At 37.8% G+C, this 15,587-nt stretch carries 20 protein-coding genes and 1 pseudogene; 4 read left to right on the forward strand and 17 right to left on the reverse strand.

Annotation, left to right across the window (positions count from 1 at the left end):
- Positions 1 to 110: 110 nt before the first annotated feature.
- The 12 genes from M3204_RS17595 to M3204_RS17650 form a co-directional block, all read right to left on the reverse strand.
- On the reverse strand, positions 111 to 560 hold the full coding sequence (locus M3204_RS17595) for a hypothetical protein (protein WP_251484946.1): 450 nt from the start codon (positions 558 to 560) through the stop codon (positions 111 to 113).
- Positions 561 to 707: 147 nt separating this feature from the next.
- Positions 708 to 995, reverse strand: a complete 288-nt coding sequence (locus M3204_RS17600; RefSeq protein WP_251484947.1) for a hypothetical protein — start codon at positions 993 to 995, stop codon at positions 708 to 710.
- Positions 996 to 1,115: 120 nt separating this feature from the next.
- On the reverse strand, positions 1,116 to 1,799 hold the full coding sequence (locus M3204_RS17605; RefSeq protein WP_251484948.1) for a hypothetical protein: 684 nt from the start codon (positions 1,797 to 1,799) through the stop codon (positions 1,116 to 1,118).
- Positions 1,800 to 1,949: 150 nt separating this feature from the next.
- The gene (locus tag M3204_RS17610; protein WP_251484950.1) at positions 1,950 to 2,336 is read right to left on the reverse strand and encodes a hypothetical protein; all 387 of its coding nucleotides are present in this window, start codon (positions 2,334 to 2,336) and stop codon (positions 1,950 to 1,952) included.
- A gap of 149 nt (positions 2,337 to 2,485) precedes the next feature.
- Positions 2,486 to 2,914 (reverse strand): GNAT family N-acetyltransferase, encoded by a 429-nt coding sequence (locus tag M3204_RS17615; RefSeq protein WP_251484952.1) that lies wholly within the window; start codon positions 2,912 to 2,914, stop codon positions 2,486 to 2,488.
- A gap of 86 nt (positions 2,915 to 3,000) precedes the next feature.
- Entirely contained in the window at positions 3,001 to 3,414 is a 414-nt protein-coding gene (locus M3204_RS17620; RefSeq protein ID WP_251484954.1) for a DUF4304 domain-containing protein, read from the reverse strand.
- Between the two features lie 123 nt (positions 3,415 to 3,537).
- A complete protein-coding gene (locus M3204_RS17625; protein WP_251484955.1) occupies positions 3,538 to 4,161 on the reverse strand; it encodes a DUF3885 domain-containing protein in 624 nt (207 codons plus the stop codon).
- Between the two features lie 83 nt (positions 4,162 to 4,244).
- Positions 4,245 to 4,703, reverse strand: a complete 459-nt coding sequence (locus M3204_RS17630) for a hypothetical protein (RefSeq protein ID WP_251484956.1) — start codon at positions 4,701 to 4,703, stop codon at positions 4,245 to 4,247.
- A gap of 82 nt (positions 4,704 to 4,785) precedes the next feature.
- Positions 4,786 to 5,217 carry a DUF4279 domain-containing protein gene (locus M3204_RS17635; protein WP_251484957.1) on the reverse strand — a complete coding sequence of 144 codons (432 nt, stop codon included), beginning with the start codon at positions 5,215 to 5,217 and terminating at the stop codon, positions 4,786 to 4,788.
- Between the two features lie 112 nt (positions 5,218 to 5,329).
- Positions 5,330 to 5,752 (reverse strand): hypothetical protein, encoded by a 423-nt coding sequence (locus M3204_RS17640; protein WP_251484959.1) that lies wholly within the window; start codon positions 5,750 to 5,752, stop codon positions 5,330 to 5,332.
- A 153-nt stretch (positions 5,753 to 5,905) separates the two neighbouring features.
- Positions 5,906 to 6,070, reverse strand: coding sequence for a MafI family immunity protein (locus tag M3204_RS17645; protein WP_251484961.1), 165 nt, complete (start codon positions 6,068 to 6,070; stop codon positions 5,906 to 5,908).
- Positions 6,071 to 6,230: 160 nt separating this feature from the next.
- Positions 6,231 to 6,677 carry a hypothetical protein gene (locus M3204_RS17650; RefSeq protein WP_251484968.1) on the reverse strand — a complete coding sequence of 149 codons (447 nt, stop codon included), beginning with the start codon at positions 6,675 to 6,677 and terminating at the stop codon, positions 6,231 to 6,233.
- 469 nt (positions 6,678 to 7,146) lie between these two features.
- Here M3204_RS17650 and M3204_RS17655 point away from each other — a divergent pair, with 469 nt between their 5' ends.
- Positions 7,147 to 8,163: an NADP-dependent oxidoreductase gene (locus M3204_RS17655; protein WP_251484971.1), complete on the forward strand. Its 1,017-nt coding sequence runs from the start codon at positions 7,147 to 7,149 to the stop codon at positions 8,161 to 8,163.
- A gap of 134 nt (positions 8,164 to 8,297) precedes the next feature.
- Here the strand turns inward: M3204_RS17655 and M3204_RS17660 are convergent, their stop codons facing one another.
- The 3 genes from M3204_RS17660 to M3204_RS17670 form a co-directional block, all read right to left on the reverse strand.
- Positions 8,298 to 9,656: an IS1182 family transposase gene (locus tag M3204_RS17660; RefSeq protein WP_251484973.1), complete on the reverse strand. Its 1,359-nt coding sequence runs from the start codon at positions 9,654 to 9,656 to the stop codon at positions 8,298 to 8,300.
- Between the two features lie 467 nt (positions 9,657 to 10,123).
- Positions 10,124 to 10,780, reverse strand: coding sequence for an HAD family hydrolase (locus tag M3204_RS17665; RefSeq protein WP_251485141.1), 657 nt, complete (start codon positions 10,778 to 10,780; stop codon positions 10,124 to 10,126).
- 87 nt (positions 10,781 to 10,867) lie between these two features.
- A complete protein-coding gene (locus M3204_RS17670) occupies positions 10,868 to 11,392 on the reverse strand; it encodes a DinB family protein (RefSeq protein WP_251484976.1) in 525 nt (174 codons plus the stop codon).
- A 343-nt stretch (positions 11,393 to 11,735) separates the two neighbouring features.
- Here M3204_RS17670 and M3204_RS17675 point away from each other — a divergent pair, with 343 nt between their 5' ends.
- The gene (locus tag M3204_RS17675; protein WP_251484978.1) at positions 11,736 to 12,233 is read left to right on the forward strand and encodes a J domain-containing protein; all 498 of its coding nucleotides are present in this window, start codon (positions 11,736 to 11,738) and stop codon (positions 12,231 to 12,233) included.
- 95 nt (positions 12,234 to 12,328) lie between these two features.
- On the opposite strand, the gene M3204_RS17680 is transcribed toward M3204_RS17675, so the two are convergent.
- On the reverse strand, positions 12,329 to 13,219 hold the full coding sequence (locus tag M3204_RS17680) for an acyl-ACP desaturase (protein WP_251484981.1): 891 nt from the start codon (positions 13,217 to 13,219) through the stop codon (positions 12,329 to 12,331).
- A gap of 241 nt (positions 13,220 to 13,460) precedes the next feature.
- On the opposite strand from M3204_RS17680, the gene M3204_RS17685 reads away from it, so the two are divergent.
- Positions 13,461 to 13,643, forward strand: coding sequence for a hypothetical protein (locus M3204_RS17685; protein WP_251484984.1), 183 nt, complete (start codon positions 13,461 to 13,463; stop codon positions 13,641 to 13,643).
- 15 nt (positions 13,644 to 13,658) lie between these two features.
- A pseudogene (locus M3204_RS17690) lies at positions 13,659 to 13,988 on the forward strand (redoxin domain-containing protein); the annotation flags it as partial.
- A 248-nt stretch (positions 13,989 to 14,236) separates the two neighbouring features.
- On the opposite strand, the gene M3204_RS17695 reads toward M3204_RS17690, so the two are convergent.
- The gene (locus M3204_RS17695; RefSeq protein WP_251485159.1) at positions 14,237 to 15,586 is read right to left on the reverse strand and encodes an MmgE/PrpD family protein; all 1,350 of its coding nucleotides are present in this window, start codon (positions 15,584 to 15,586) and stop codon (positions 14,237 to 14,239) included.
- Between the last annotated feature and the right edge of the window lies 1 nt (position 15,587).

The following is a 15,587-nucleotide window of genomic DNA, read 5'->3' on the forward strand; positions in this document are numbered from 1 at the left end:
ACATAAGGAGGAATTATACACTACCATAAAAATCCTTTTTTTAATCATCCTGCTTCGTTTGTTCAAAAAGACCTTAAAAAAAGGGCGTAAGGGCTCAATCTTGTAGGAATTTATAAACTTGCATAACCTACTGCTTGTAGAATAGATTCTGCCAACTGACCTGGCTTGTAATCTCTAACTACATCGATAATTTTATCCTCCAGTATGGTATAGCCCCGTTTCTCTTTTTGGAAAGGTTCGACTGAATAACCTTTTTCAAAATCCCAATATATGGATATATACTTCAAAGTTTTTGTGGCTTTTGAATATCCTTTTAATCCCATTACCTTTTCGATAACCGACTCTTTACTCTCATCATCAGGTTTTATTACGCCAAATAAATCGAGAGCCACGTTCACCTTTTGCTCCAATTCTTCATAGGTATATGGAGCTGCCAATTTGAAAACTTTCTCAACTTGAGACAAAGAGCCTTCATATTTCTTGGAAGGGCTGTTTGGGATAATATATAGATTACCTAAGCTATCAATAAAAATTGAAACTATTCCATAATTAGCTCTCAAAGACATCACCTTTTCATTTAAAATAATCCTCTTGTTCTTGAACTATCCTGCTTCGTTTGTTCAATAACATATTGAATAAAAAGTGAGGAATCCGGTTTGAAATCATTAATCCTGTTTGTTGAATAAGAAATAACCAATTTAATATATTTACGCCTCCATAAAACCACTAAACGCCAATCCTACAAATATCGCCCCTACAATAAAAGCAGCTATATGTAATAATACCTTGTATCGTAATTTAGTTGTTTTTAAAGCAAAATATAATTTAAAGACAAAAAACAGTAAAGCCAAATTTATTGATGTCTCAATTAAAACTGGAATTAATCTATTATAAGTGAACTCTAGCTTATATATAAATTCTCTAAAAAGAATGTCATTCGCAATTCCCATAAAAGATAGTAAGACTTGATAAGCAAAAAACTTTAGGTTATTCATTTAATCAACCTTTCCTTCTGATTTCATCTACCATATGTTTTCTTGAACTCTTCTGCTTCCTTGGCTTAATAAGGATTTCAACAAAGGTGCCTATTTCATCCTGGGTATACACCTGGGTATTTAAGATTCTAAGTCAAAACTCCCCGTTTCAATAAGGATCCCTTCTTTATGAAGCCTTTTATGATTATATGGAATTCGGCTTAATTCCTCACACTTTTCATCCCATATAATATTTATAAACCGAGATGCTTCTTGAAGGAAACAGTCCGGATTCACATTCTCGTAACAATAACATTCGTTAGGATATGTTTCCCCGCATCCGAATAACTCAAGAACATCTTCTTCGATTGCAATTGCACCAATCCTAAACTCATAAAGGAAATACAACTCGATAAGGAAATTAGTAAAGTCTTTTATTTCCTCTTTTTTTATTCCGATTTGGTCCCATTCAAAGGCATCGAAGATAGACCCATAAAACCAGAAATTTACCATAATTGAATTTGAAGAAACCATTTCAATTTGTAAAATCGCTTTTCGTTTCCTTGGTAAGTGAACGAATACTCTTAATCTTAATGAATGTATAAAATTTGCTTCTGAATCTTCCTCATCATATGGATAGCCTCTATCAAAAAAATCAATAATTTCATCAACGTTTTCGTCAATTATTTCAACCTTAGTCGTTAGCTTTGGCAACTTATTTATAATATCCTGGATTGCTTTCGATTTCATTTCCATTTCTTTAAGTTCCAATAAGAAGCTAACTTCAAGAAAAGATCCGCCATGTAACCATTGTGACCAATCCATTATGATTCCTCCTAAATCCGGCAAAATCTCTCTATAATTGATATGCTTCTTAAGCTAACCTGCTTCGTTTGTTTAATAAGGAATTCAATAAAAAAGGCGTAAAATCCTTCTGGATCTACGCCCGCTTAGTTAAATAAGACATAATCTCTCTTATTTTCTTAGATAATCAATCTCAATTCCATTCACTTTTTTATCCATTTCGTACGTTTTAGAGGATTTATCATAAATAACTTTTAAGCTCTTTTCATCAAGCCATTCAATAGAAAAGTCTTTATCGGACCTAAAAGTATTTCCCGATTCATTTTGAAAATCATCATCTTTATCTAAAATGGATAATTGGGGTGAAAACCCAGTGGTTGCACCACAACTTCTTTCGAAAACATAAGCCACATTATCCCCACCAGGAGAAGGGACTTTTTGCAGAATATCATTTCCACACATATCTCCAAACAATGTATCCAATACATATTTGCCAACGATAAATATGGCTAGTATTAAGATTATTGTTAACAAAATAGACTTCACTATATTTTTCATTAAAATCACCTTGATTGAAAGTGTATATTAAATGTTTTCTTTAGAAATCCCTAAAGTCCTTCTTGTACTATCCTGCATGGTTTGTTCAATAACAACGCTGCCTGTTCTTATGCTATAAAGATCACTTGCCCTCTGAGTGTATATATGATTTATCTATAAGTTAATGTCTTTTTAAGGTAATACTGATGATTTTCTTTGTTTGGATGTCCTTCAATTACACCGACTATCTCATAACCATTTTTTTGATAGAAGTCCGGTGCTTGAAAGCTAAACGTATCAAGTTGAATTAGTTGACACCTGTTTTCTCTAGCTATTTTTTCTATATGATTTAATAACTCTTTCCCATAACCGCTACCCCTAATTGATTCATCAACCCATAGGAAATCAATATGTAAGTTATACCAAAAAATTGTTCCTGTTATGCCACCTAATATTTCTCCTCCTTCATCCCTAAGAATAAAGCTAATATTCTTAACAGGATGTTTTACATTATCAGGTAGCTTAGAAAAATTATGTTCAATCACTTTCTTTCGAATGTATTCACTATCTTCTTGGTTCCATTGTTGAGTTATTATCATAATTGCCCCTCCCTAGAAGTCGCTGAATAAACATTCCATCACTTTTGCTTGTTCAACATTCCAGCATCGTTAGTACAATAAGGTTTTCATTTGAATAAATTCGAAATCCACAAAGGATCCGATGTGTTAAGTAAATTCAAAACCCTTATTGCAACCTGGTTATAGTCACCCTCTGAATTTGCCTTTTCAAACTTAAACCATATTCCATCTTCTTCTTCGGATTTTGCTCCTAATCTATGTCTTTTGTTAATATGGTGAGCCGTTATTTTGTTAGGTGAAATGTGTTCTCCCCAAGGCTCTGTAATACCTTCCAACGGGGAGACAGCTAACTCAACTATAAAAGACCCGCCCCATTTGTTAAATTGGAAAGTTACTAAATCTATATAATCGTTATTCTTTCTAAAATGGGGGAAGGAACCTTTAAATCCTTGATCCCATAGTATAGGGATAACTATTTTTTTCAACGCAGTGTCCATCATTTTTCTGTCGTCTGATGACATTTTCCTCACCCTTTTTGATATTGTTTGTTGAACTAACCTGCTCCGTTTGTTCAATAAGGAATTCAACAAAAAGATAGTTCAAGCATTCCTGGATCAACACACTCGTATAACAATGATTAATTGTTATCTAAACACTTTTTCTATTTCGTCCTTGTCGTAATCTAATATCCAATCATTGTATGTATTATAAATGTCTCGTATAGATTCAGGTGAGATAGCAAGCAAATCACATCCTCTATCATCGTACACATGAAAAATGGTTTTCCTTTTGAAATTTAAAAAATATATCCTATGAAAAATACTTGGTTGGATTCCCAAATCCTGATTGCATACTGCTTTTAATAATGGAATGTATTTCATATCAGATACTTTGCATTCAAGGGTAAACCTATGTGTTTTATTTTTTCCGTCTTCATCATCTTTTGGGAAAATATAAGGCATTTCTGTATGCCTCAATTTATATAGGACTGATTTTTCATAGATATATGGAGAAAATATCCTCGCTTTATGCCTGTAGGATTTTCCATCTCCAAAATCATTTACATCTACTACCACAAGAATTTTCTCGTCTTGTAAATGTAAGGATTCAAACAACGTGACAGCTCTCTTATAAACCCCTTGTACAAAAGGACTGTTTTCGTAATGATACTCTCTATCCCACTCTACTCCTAACTCAAACCGTATGCCGATTTCCCAGTTATAAAACAAGGGTGGTCTAAGAATTAAGTTGGGGAAATATTCATTCATATAGTCATTAAAAAAATTCTGTACCCCCATTTTTTCTTTAATTTTGCCATTACTTCTTAAACTAAACTGCCCCGTTAGTCTAATTACCGCGAAACGCCACGTTCGAGTGACAATGTTAAGTCTCTAAGTTCATTTATCTCTTCGCTGCTCCAATTATTTCTTTCAACAGCCCTTAGGACCTTTTTAGAAGCTGTAAGCAGACTGTTCCCCATCTCCTCTAATTTGCAAATTGCCGTGAATTCCATTTCCCTTTTTTCCTTATCAAATTCGAATGACAATTCAATACGGGATGGACCTATTTTTTTTCCAAGTATAATAGGAGTTCCATCCATAAAGTCAAACTTGAATGTTTGCCCCATAGTAGAAACTAGCAATCCTTTAAATGATTTAATCCACCAAGATAAAATAATTACTACAAAATCAGACCATTTTTCATCGGGAAAATAACGATAGTAATCAACAACAAAAGAAATGTTCCCAATAATATGTTGGTTGTATTCTAGTGAATCTATTTCTACCTCTATAGAAATGGTTTGTTCCATTATTATCATTCCCTTATCATAAGGATACCGATTAATATTCGACTCCTTACGATGTCAATCCTTCTTCAACATTCCTACCCCGTTAGTTTAAATAATCACTTTCATAAGGATTAGCATATAAGTCAATGTCAAATTCAGCTTTAATGATTGAAGCAAACTTAATTATATCCTTAGATAGATACAAAGCGGGTGCTAATCCATCTTCAATTTTAATTACAATAAAGAACTTACACTCTAAGGAGTACGCCTTTTTCAGTTCATTGATAATAGAAGACTTATTTTGTAGTTGCTGCAAAATTTTTTGGAGCTGCTCATTTACGTCAAATGATTCTTCGTACTCTGTACCCAGGTCCCAACTCGTTTCTTTTCTGTAAACCGCAGTTGGGCGATTAGGTATTAAATCACCTTTTCTATATGAACGAGTGGGTTCTATCTTTAGTTTATTCGATACATAATCGAGTGGAAATTCATCGCCATACAAGCTGAAATAAACCATTACTCGTGTATTATCCAATTCCATTCTCCTTAAAATTTTCTTAAACTAACCTCCCGTTTGATCAATAAGAGATTCAACAAAAAAGACGTTAATCCTCCTTGGATCAACGCACTCGGTAGTGAAGAAAGGTCTAAACTTCTTCCTGATATATTTCTAATTTTATCGGCTTTAAATTCGAAACTATTTTAAATTCCTGAAGGTCTTCTATATGATTAAAAAAATCATCTACTTCATCATAATCCATTGACCATTCTTCTGTTTCTAACTTACTCAGTTCATCTGATGGTCTAAATAAAAATTCACAGTTGAGTTGTTCCATTCGAGAATATTCATCTTCTTCATAAACAGTAAACTGACGGACAAAATCAAGGTGAAATAGTTCTTCTCCTGTAAAATCATAAACACCACATTGAAATAGGATTTCTTTATCTTCTTCTCCCTCAACTGGCTCTTTGCAAAAAGTCTTAAATGTTTCCCAAACCTTTTTAATATCATCGGTATCTTCACCAATCTTATTTTTAAGATAACTTTCGGTTTGCTTAACCGTAATCATCCCAACACCTCCGATATTATTATGCGGTTATCCTTGTTCAGCTAAACTGCACCTATAATTGAAGAAGTCTTATTGAAATAAATCAATCAATTGTTCTCTAATCTCTTTTCAAATCCCCATTTGAATTGATACGTCCTTAATCCGTTGAAGGCATTACTCTTTTAGGTGGATTTTCTCTTCATATACGGCTGCACAAAGGTGTTCCAATGCAACTCCCCACTCACGGTGTTCTAAATATTCTAATACAATAACTTGGTCGTTTTTTGGCAATCCATCCACTTGTTGAACTATATCTTTTATTTTCATTTCGATGTCCAATTAAAACCACACCTTATTCTGATTTAAACGCCAACCTCTAATAGCTTATCATTTCCTTGTTAAACATAACTGCTTCGTTACTTCAATAAGGAATTCAATAAAAAAGGCCGTTAATCATCTTGAATCAACGCACCCGGTAGTTGACGAAGAATGCTTTTTTCTACTGAAATGACTCTGCTATGTCAACCATTTTTTCTTTGGTCCCATTTTCGTCTGTATAGGATGTCAAGATGTAATGATAATCGCCATCAGTCCAATGAATCGAGGATCCAGGTCCCTCTATAAAGAAACCATTGTTTCCGTTAACCGTAACATCCTCTTCCTCATAATTGATGTATTCAACCGGGGGTGGTTGAATAGTCAATGAAAACTGCATTCCTCCTTCTTCCCCTTTGAATATTACCTCGTTTATATTTGTTTCGTGAGGAGGAATAACTCGTTCGTACCCTACTATGGTCATTGGAAATTTCGTCGGAAGCTTTGGGGCAATCCCTTCCTCTTTTAGTTCTTCTTTAAGTTCTGTATGGTCAAACCTTTCCTCTTTTTGACTGCACCCTAATATGATTAATGGAACTAATAAAAATAACATAGACAATACTCTTTTCATGAACATCCCTCCCTTTAAATTACCTACGTTTTATTTGAAAAAACGTTTCAGTTTAATTCAAAAACGTTAAGAGTTTTCTACTTTACTAAACTAATCTGCTGGGTTAGCACAATAAGGAATTCAACAAAACAGCTGTCAATCCTTCCTGAATCAACGCACCGAGAAGTTGTGAAAAGGAACTATTTTAAAACAGCACTTTCTAAAATTTTTCGAATTTAAACATAATCAATTTATGTGAAAGCTGAATTTCTTTTGTATTCTCTGCTAGCTATTCAGGTGTTTCATAAGCGGCATTGGTCTCATAGTCTTTTGATAATTTTACAAATCCTCCTGAAATGAAGCCTTTTGTATAGAAAGTATGGTTTTGAGTTACTGTAAGTTAATCCATAAATGAAAACTAAAACAAATCAAATGAATTTGAATGAACCTTTCTTTCCTGTATATTAAGGCTAGAAAACAATTTGGAAGGATGATTACTATTCAAAAGCAAATACAGCTTAAAAAGAGACCAACTGGACTTCCTGCATATGAACATTTTGAATTTGTGGAAGTACCTGTAGAGAAACCGGCAAAAGGAGAAATACTTTTGCAAACTATTTATATTTCGGTTGATCCTTATTTACGAGGGCGTATGAATGACACCAAATCCTATATCCCACCGTTCAAATTGAACGAGCCGATTTCAAGTGGTGTGATCGGGAAAGTGGTTGAGTCACAGTCTGACCTTTTTGAGGTAGGCGATTTCGTAATCGGCTCATTAGGCTGGCAGGAATTCTCCGTCGCAAAAGAAAATGCTGTACGCAAAATTGACCCGAATCTGGCACCAGTCTCCGCTTACTTGAGTGTATTGGGCATGACCGGTCTTACGGCATACTTTGGCTTACTGGATATTGGCAAGCCAAAAGCAGGTGAAACAGTTGTTGTATCCGGAGCTGCGGGAGCTGTCGGTTCCATCGTGGGTCAAATCGCAAAAATCAAAGGTACGAGGGTCATCGGTATTGCAGGTTCCGATGAGAAGGTTCGTTATCTTCTAGATGACCTTGGATTTGATGCAGCAATCAACTACAAAACACAGGATGTAGGCTCCGCCCTAAAAGAGGCATGTCCTGATGGAATCGATGTCTATTTTGAAAACGTAGGCGGAGAGATTTCAGATACAATTTTCCCGCTCTTGAACAACTTCGCAAGAATTCCTGTCTGCGGAGCGATCTCAGCTTATAACAAGTCTGAGCCAGATGTAGGGCCCCGGGTGCAAGGGTACTTAATCAAGACAAGTTCGTTGATGCAAGGTTTCACTGTCGGCAATTACTCCTCCCGTTTTGGCGAGGGAGCGAAAGAATTGGCCGGCTGGCTTTTAGAAGGGAAATTGAAGTATGAAGAAACGGTTACAGAAGGCTTTGAGAATACAATTGACGCATTTTTGGATTTGTTCAAAGGCGCGAATCTCGGAAAAGCGATCGTGAAAGTTGCAGATTCTGAAAAATAATCAAAAGCCGTTCCGGAGGTATTTCCGGAACGGCTCAGTTTGTAGACAAAAGGGGTTCGGAATGCTCTCATTCCGAACCCCTTTTTGGATTTCATCGGATTTTCCAAAGGAAATAGACTCTCTTTGCTTTACTTTTAGGCCATTACTGGACTTCTCCATGTCCAGTTGGCCATCTTCTTCAAGTTCAAGGCAGCGAAAGTAAGCATCGCCTGCATCGACAATTTTTTAAGTCCCCTCAGGGTTGTCCAACGCATGCCATGCTTTTCTTTTGCATCTGCGAATACACGCTCAATGGTTTCTTTGCGCTTCGCATAGATTTGTTTTACTTCTGGTTTGTGCCTCAAGTGGTCTGCCTCTTCCACATACTCCTGCCAGATATGGCGCGTTACCACCTTTTGGTGGTCTTTGCTTTCTGTGCATTGTGCTAAAAACGGGCAGTTGGCGCAGATCTGTTTAGGGGATTTATATTCACGATACCCCTCTTTAGTTGTGGTCGAATACTTCAGGACCTCACCGGCAGGACACAAGTAACAGTCGTAAAATTCGTCATACACATAGTCATATTTGCGGAAAAAGCCATCCTTCGTTCGTGGTCGAGTATAAGGCAAAGCCGGGGTCATTTCGTTTTCCAACAGAAACTTCGTAATAGCTGGAGTTTTATAGGCTGCGTCGGCCGCAACGGCATCAGGCTTTCCGACTTTCTCTATCACTTGTTCTACCAGTGGCTCAAGGATCAGGCTGTCATGCGTATTGCCAGGTGTCACAATGGTTCCCAGGACAAATCCGTTACGGTCTGATGCCGCATGGAAGGAGTAGGCAAACTGTTTTGTTCGCTCGTCCTTGACGTAGTATCCACTCTCCGAGTCGGTAGTGCTTTCCTTGATTTCCTTCGTTTCTTCCTTATCGAATTTATCAGGAGGAAAAGGTTTCTTCCCATGGTCTTCCCGATCCTGATTGATTTCTTCCTGGAGTTTCTCTTGATACGCGCGTGTCTCCTTTCGCACCACTTTCTTTACGAATTTATGCTTATTCGCACTTGCTTTTACGTGGGTCGAATCAATGAAGACGTGTTCTGCACTGATGAGTTTCTTATCAGCTGCGGTCTTAAGAATTCGATAGAAAATCTGTTCAAACAAATCGGTGTCTTTAAAACGGCGTTCGTAATTCTTCCCGAAGGTGGAGAAGTGGGGCACTTTATCATGGAAACCATAACCCAAAAACCAGCGGTAGGCCATGTTCGTTTCAAATTCGGCAATGGTCTGGCGCATGGAACGGATGCCAAAGGTATATTGAATGAATGAGAGTTTAACCAGAATTACAGGGTCAATGCTTGGGCGCCCTACTTCCGAATACACATCTTTCACCAAGTCATAAATGAAAGAAAAATCAAGGGCTGCTTCCATCTTGCGGACTAAATGTTCCTGAGGAACAAGCTGGTCTAAAGCGACCATCTCTAATTGATCTCGTTGGATTGGATTATTTTTCGAAAGCATCTTTATCACCTCAAGCGTTATATGTATCTATTTTAAAATAGACTTTAGTTTAGTTCCACGCTAAGTTTGTAAGTCCTGTTGATTGGAGTGGAAGGCGCGTAGACTCCTGCGGGATCAGACGGACAGGTGAGACCCCGCAGGCGCCAGCGGCGACGAGGAGGCTCAGCGCCGGCCCCGCGGAAAGCGAAGCGCCTGGAACGGAAATCAACAGCCCCGTTCCAGCACCAACCAAAAAAAGACTGTAAACAAACACGATTTTCATCGAGTTTGTCTACAGTCTGAGCCGTTCCGGAGGTATTTCCGGAACGGCTTTTTGTTTAAAATCAAAATCCCTGCTGCCTTAGTTGCATAAGCAGGTGTGTTGTAATCTAAAATGTCAGCGGAACTCACTTCTAAATTGAATCGCTTTTTGCTATTTAACGTTTAATCTAAAATAACCCTAAAAAATAATTTACTGAGTCATTTTTTCACTTAACGTTTTCAATATGTTTAATCACTTCAGCCAGGCTTTTTTCTGCCATCGATTTCAGCCTGAGGTCATGTTTCTCAAAAGTTAATGATTCAGTTACTGAATTCGGCACAATCACGCACTTCAAACCGGCAGCCACTGCTGCATTCAAACCATTCAGGGAATCTTCAAAGGCAATTGCTTCTGCTGGAGAAATGTGTAGACGCTTGATCGCTTTCAAATATAAGTCAGGTGCCGGCTTCACTTTTTCCACATCATCGCGTGTAGTGATCGACTCAAAGTATTGTAACAGTCCAAGTTCACCCAGGAAATGGGTTACCCACTCCCGTGAAGAACTTGAAGCCAGCGCAATCCGGTATCCTGAGCTTTTTGCTTCCTCTAAGTATTCCTTCACACCTTCACGCGCCTGAACAGTTGCCATTTTCACCCTATGTATATCGCTTGCCCTGCTTTCGATCTCTTGAACATTGCAGCTTTCACCCAGTTGAGATTTAAAATATTCAAAGAGCACGGTATCATGAGTACCAATGCATTTGGCAAACTCATCAAGCGGCAAGTCTGCATTATAAAAACCCAGCGCTTCTTTATAGGCATCATACCAGGCTGTCTCAGTATCAATGATCAAACCGTCGAAATCAAAGATGATTGCTTTAATCAAAGTGTCCCCTCCTTCTTCCTAAAAGTTAAAGACGATATAAGAAGCAAAAACGTTTCAGGATATACTATCAGGAGTAAATCATTATTAATTTTTCAGTATTCCCAGATACGATTTCCATGGTCCAACATCAGCTCGATATCTATTTGCCATGACTCTAGTGATTTGAGTAATGTGCGTCAAGTCATGAACTGCCCAGGTGGAAATCAATTCCCTAACCTTCACTTCGCCGTATTCAGGATGTACTCCCGTTAACTCGAAGTGCCTCTCGTCCGTAATCAGAGCCTTTAGCTTATCAATATTGGCTTTCCTTAATGATTTAAATTCGATTAGCTTTTCATCAATGGATTTATCGGGTGCATCCTTTAAATGGGAAAAACGGTCAAAGGCCGGAAATGCCTTATTCTCACTCTCCTTCAACATCAGCTCCAACCTCGGAATCCAGTTATATTTTTCTCCATCAATCAGGTGCCCGATTACTTCAGAAACATTCCAGGTTCCTTCCCCTTCATTGCAATGCAGCCAAGCATCTGAAAGACCTGACAAGAAACTATCCATTAATTTTGGAGTTCGCTCCAATACCTCAATTGCTTCGTCCATTTTAAAAAACAATTTGTTCCACTCCTTATTAAAATTAGTTCCATAGAATTACTTCAAAATCCTAATCATTACTAATATATTGGCTCTGTTAAAGCTCAATGCTGTTAATAAACGCTGTTGATTGTAGTGGAAGGCGCGAAGACTCCTGCGGGCTCAGCGCCAGCCCCGCGGAAAGCGAAGCGCCTGGAACGAAAATCAACAGTCTAATTAAACGGAGCCAAAATATTAGCTAGCCTGCTGTTTAATTAACATAAATGTCTGTAACACAATGTCACACTCCTGTTCTTTTTCTGCAAAAAATCAATGGTATGATAGATTTGTCTGAATTATAAAGATACATATAAAGAGAGTGATTATGATGCTGAACATAAAAGAAGCTGCTGACCAAATGACATCCATGGGAATAGCCGCAAGTGAACAAGATATACTGCAATGGATTGAAGAAGGACAATTAAAGGCTGAATTAAACCAAAGAAGATATACTTCATATAAAATTAGCATTCATGACTTAGCAGAGTTCGTCGTTCAGAAGCATACTGAAGTATCAGCTGATAAAATCGAACAATCCAAACGTGAAATCAGACAGCTTAACGACCAGATCCAACTCTTACATACACGTTTACATATTGAACAATCAAAGGTACGAACATTGAAAAAGATGCTCAATGCCCAAATTGAAGCAGTTGGATCGAACACTTCCCAATACGAAGAGCTATTAGGTTTGAATCAAAAATCTAATACTCAGGCCCTGAAAAAGGAATTTAAGAAATTGCTGAAAGCCCTCCACCCCGACCGCGGCGGAGATGAAAGGCTTTTTAAAGTGTTCAACGATCATTATGAAAACCTGAAGTAGAAGACAGTTACCATTGCTTCTTACTTATAACAATTCTATTACTTTCTATATTTCTCCTCTAATGAAATAATCAGCGGGCTGCCCCGCTGATTATTTTATTTATTTTTATTAAATCGATCCCTGACTCTCTTCAGTCGGGCATGATAGTTTAAAATATCCAGCCTTGCTTTTTCTGCCTCCGGCGCGATTGGCCTTAAATTTTCGATATCCCAGTAATCGATAATCACATCCAGAACCTGATCGAAATATTCAAGCGGTCCATAGTTCGCTTCTTTGGCAATGATTGACATGCGATTTTCGAAATCAGGCATCACGGCTCCCGGCATCTTGAAATTCATGATGACATTCCCCAGGTAGTAGCAATAATTCGGCTCAAGTTCCAGGTGGTATTTAATGACCTCTCGGTAGAACGCATAATGCAATGTTTCATCCTTTGCGAGTCTGCGCAGCAATGTCGCCAATTCCTTGTCATGTGCCCCTGCCACTTTTGCGACATTATTGTAAAACACCATCGTGGCAAGCTCCTGCATCGATGTGTAAACCATCGTTTCGAATGGGGTATGAAAATCCGGATCCCAGCCATTCTCAAGTGTCATTTTATGTAATTGATGAAGCCTCATCGGCTCAACATTCCTCGTAATCAAAAGATACGTTTCTAGCAAATTGGAATGCTGATCCTCCTCAGCCGTCCACGTATGGACAAATTCCTTGATGACCGATAATGACCCTTTAAATGTCTGATCAAGATATGAAGTAAACCATGGCAAATTCACCTCAGTCAACAGCGCTGTCTCAATCGCAGTAATAACCGATGCCGGCAGCGTAACCTGGCTTTCATCCCAGGGAACTCGCTTAAAGTCCATAGCCTTGTCCCACGGTAAAAATTCATGATAGCCCCAGTCTATTTTTTCCGCCCGCATTTTGTGTTCTTCATACAGTTCCCTAATCCTTGGTTCAAGTCTAAAATCCAAATGATTTGTTAACATTTAGTCCCTCCGCAATTCTTCTAATACTATTTTTTGCTATTTAATTACTTGATATTATGACCTGTTACTAATTTGATTTTAACATATTTTCTGAATTTTACCTAAATGGAACCTTTATAAATGGATAAATAGTTCCTTTGGAGTACAACTCTTCAATTCGAAATAAAATCTCCACAAATGGTATAATTAGATTTCAATTAAATGCTATATACTTAAGTAAATGAAAAGGAGGGCCACTAACATGCGAAAGTATTTTTTCATCATCATGTTCCTAATGGTCAGTGCTTTTATAAGCGGCTGTTCTGGGGATAAATCAGAATCCGGATCGAATGCTCTAACACTTCCAGATGAAAATGGAAAAGAAGTCTCTTTTGAAAATATGGAAGAGCCAGCGTTAGTCTTCTTCTTTACCGGAGTTGGCTGAGACTTCTGCAAATCGCAGCTGGTCGAGCTGCAAAACCGTAAAGAATTATTCAGTCAGTTCCCTGGCAATGTATACGCTGTTAGCAATTCATCTGTTGATGAACATAAAGCCTTGAAGGAAGAGCTGGGCCTAGAATACCCTGTCATATCAGATAAAGATATGAAACTGATCCGCAAGGTGAAAATGCTTGACCCAGAAGCTCCAAAAGCAGTCCGCGGCTTCGCTGTCCTCGATAAAGACGGCAAAGTCCTCCACTCACAGGAACTGGACCCTTTTGGTTTGGAAGCAGAAGGAATCATTCCTTATGCAGCTGACATAGCTGCTGGCAAGCAGCCAACTGAATAAAAAACGAAGAACCACCCATAGCATTGATCGCTGAGGGTGGTTCCTCCATTTAGTTAATCTGGCTGGCAGCTTAAATAGCCTTTACCTGTTTCCATGGCATTCTTAAAACTCTTAAATACAACAGACAAGGCAATTTATGCCACTTCTAAAAAAGCCTCCTTTTATCTAGAACAAACAATTAAGTTTTCCTTGCGTTCCTTATGGTAATACAAAACACCCCTGTTTCCGACGGAAACAAGGATGTATTGTTAAATTTTATTTAATTTAATCATTAAGGAAACTAAAATTCCCTGTCGATCCATTGTTTCTATACAACCTAATAAACTTTTTGCAATTTCCTTTTTACCTATGGATTCCAATGCACTTTTTAATTTCCCTGCAATTTCATCAATAGAATAGGGATTATCGGGAGTACCTTTTGGAAGTTCAACATGGCCATGCAATACATCCTTATTTTTTAAAAATACATTCACACATGTCCTTCGTTTTTCTGGAAAACCAAAGGTATACTCATCTTTCTCATAAACATGAATTTTATCTGAAAATCGATAAATAGATTCGAGTATTTCTTTATCTTTAAAACAATCTTCAATCCCCTTAAAATGTGAAAGAGAACTAATACAGTAAGGGATACTAAACTTTGCTTCAGCAAAATTAGCAGGTCTTTTATTCTTTAAAACTGAAGCAGCCTTATAAGTGTAAACTTCAATCTTTTCGATTTTGTCTGGCTCTTGTAAATAAATATTTGCGGGGAGTGCTTCTATAGATGGAAATATGTGACCGCAAATAAAATATCTTTTTCTAAAGATATCCAAGATTTCAAAGGATTCTCCTAGGCCTTCGAGTATTAATTTTAAATTAAATTCACTTGCATAGGCCTGCGCAAATCCCTCAGGGTGTTCTAAGAAATTTGTTGGTCCAGTAAATCCCAACTCTGCAAAAATTGTGCTTTGGATACCATTTTTCGAGGAATTACCAGCGTGCAAATATTTTACACCGACACCTCCAGTCAAAAAAGCAAACGTACCTCCTGCTTGGGATGCAGCGAGAGACAAGGCATGAGTAAATTTTTCTGGTGTTAACTTTTTCAAAAAAGCAGCAGCTGCTGCTGAACCAAAAACCCCAATTGTGCCTGTTGCATGAAAACCTCGATATCTATGCGATGGGCTTAACGCTTTCCCAATCCTGCCCGCAACCTCATAACCAACAACAATTGCCTTTAAAATGTCCTTCCCCGAAGTGCCAAGTTCTTCCGCTATCGCAATAACACTTGGTATAATCGTAACTCCCGGATGCAAACCAGCTGTCCCCAAATGAATATCGTCAATTTCCATTGAATGCGAAACTACACTATTAATAAAAGCTGCCTCGGTTGCTGATGTCTTAAAGTCCACTCCAATAATGGAGCTATTTCCTACTGGCACTGATTTAGCATATTGAAGCAGATTGGCATAATATTCGCTGGTTGTACCCCATACTAGGGCTGAAAAATAATCTACTAAACTCACCTTCGCCTCTTTAATAACCTCCGCAGGAAACTCCTCGTCGTAATATTGGCAACAGAACTCCACAAGGGTTTGTATAATAGCTGGTTCCACC

This window comes from Mesobacillus subterraneus (assembly GCF_023715485.1).
Lineage (GTDB): Bacteria > Bacillota > Bacilli > Bacillales > Cytobacillaceae > Mesobacillus > Mesobacillus subterraneus_B.

Bases quoted from the DNA above. Each gene is read 5' to 3' on its own strand.
- M3204_RS17600 (WP_251484947.1), bottom strand. From the start codon at position 995: ATGAATAACCTAAAGTTTTTTGCTTATCAAGTCTTACTATCTTTTATG.
- M3204_RS17605 (WP_251484948.1), bottom strand. From the start codon at position 1,799: ATGGATTGGTCACAATGGTTACATGGCGGATCTTTTCTTGAAGTTAGC.
- M3204_RS17610 (WP_251484950.1), bottom strand. From the start codon at position 2,336: ATGAAAAATATAGTGAAGTCTATTTTGTTAACAATAATCTTAATACTA.
- M3204_RS17615 (WP_251484952.1), bottom strand. From the start codon at position 2,914: ATGATAATAACTCAACAATGGAACCAAGAAGATAGTGAATACATTCGA.
- M3204_RS17620 (WP_251484954.1), bottom strand. From the start codon at position 3,414: ATGTCATCAGACGACAGAAAAATGATGGACACTGCGTTGAAAAAAATA.
- M3204_RS17625 (WP_251484955.1), bottom strand. From the start codon at position 4,161: ATGAATGAATATTTCCCCAACTTAATTCTTAGACCACCCTTGTTTTAT.
- M3204_RS17630 (WP_251484956.1), bottom strand. From the start codon at position 4,703: ATGGAACAAACCATTTCTATAGAGGTAGAAATAGATTCACTAGAATAC.
- M3204_RS17640 (WP_251484959.1), bottom strand. From the start codon at position 5,752: ATGATTACGGTTAAGCAAACCGAAAGTTATCTTAAAAATAAGATTGGT.
- M3204_RS17650 (WP_251484968.1), bottom strand. From the start codon at position 6,677: ATGAAAAGAGTATTGTCTATGTTATTTTTATTAGTTCCATTAATCATA.
- M3204_RS17655 (WP_251484971.1), top strand. From the start codon at position 7,147: ATGATTACTATTCAAAAGCAAATACAGCTTAAAAAGAGACCAACTGGA.
- M3204_RS17660 (WP_251484973.1), bottom strand. From the start codon at position 9,656: ATGCTTTCGAAAAATAATCCAATCCAACGAGATCAATTAGAGATGGTC.
- M3204_RS17675 (WP_251484978.1), top strand. From the start codon at position 11,736: ATGATGCTGAACATAAAAGAAGCTGCTGACCAAATGACATCCATGGGA.
- M3204_RS17680 (WP_251484981.1), bottom strand. From the start codon at position 13,219: ATGTTAACAAATCATTTGGATTTTAGACTTGAACCAAGGATTAGGGAA.
- M3204_RS17685 (WP_251484984.1), top strand. From the start codon at position 13,461: ATGCGAAAGTATTTTTTCATCATCATGTTCCTAATGGTCAGTGCTTTT.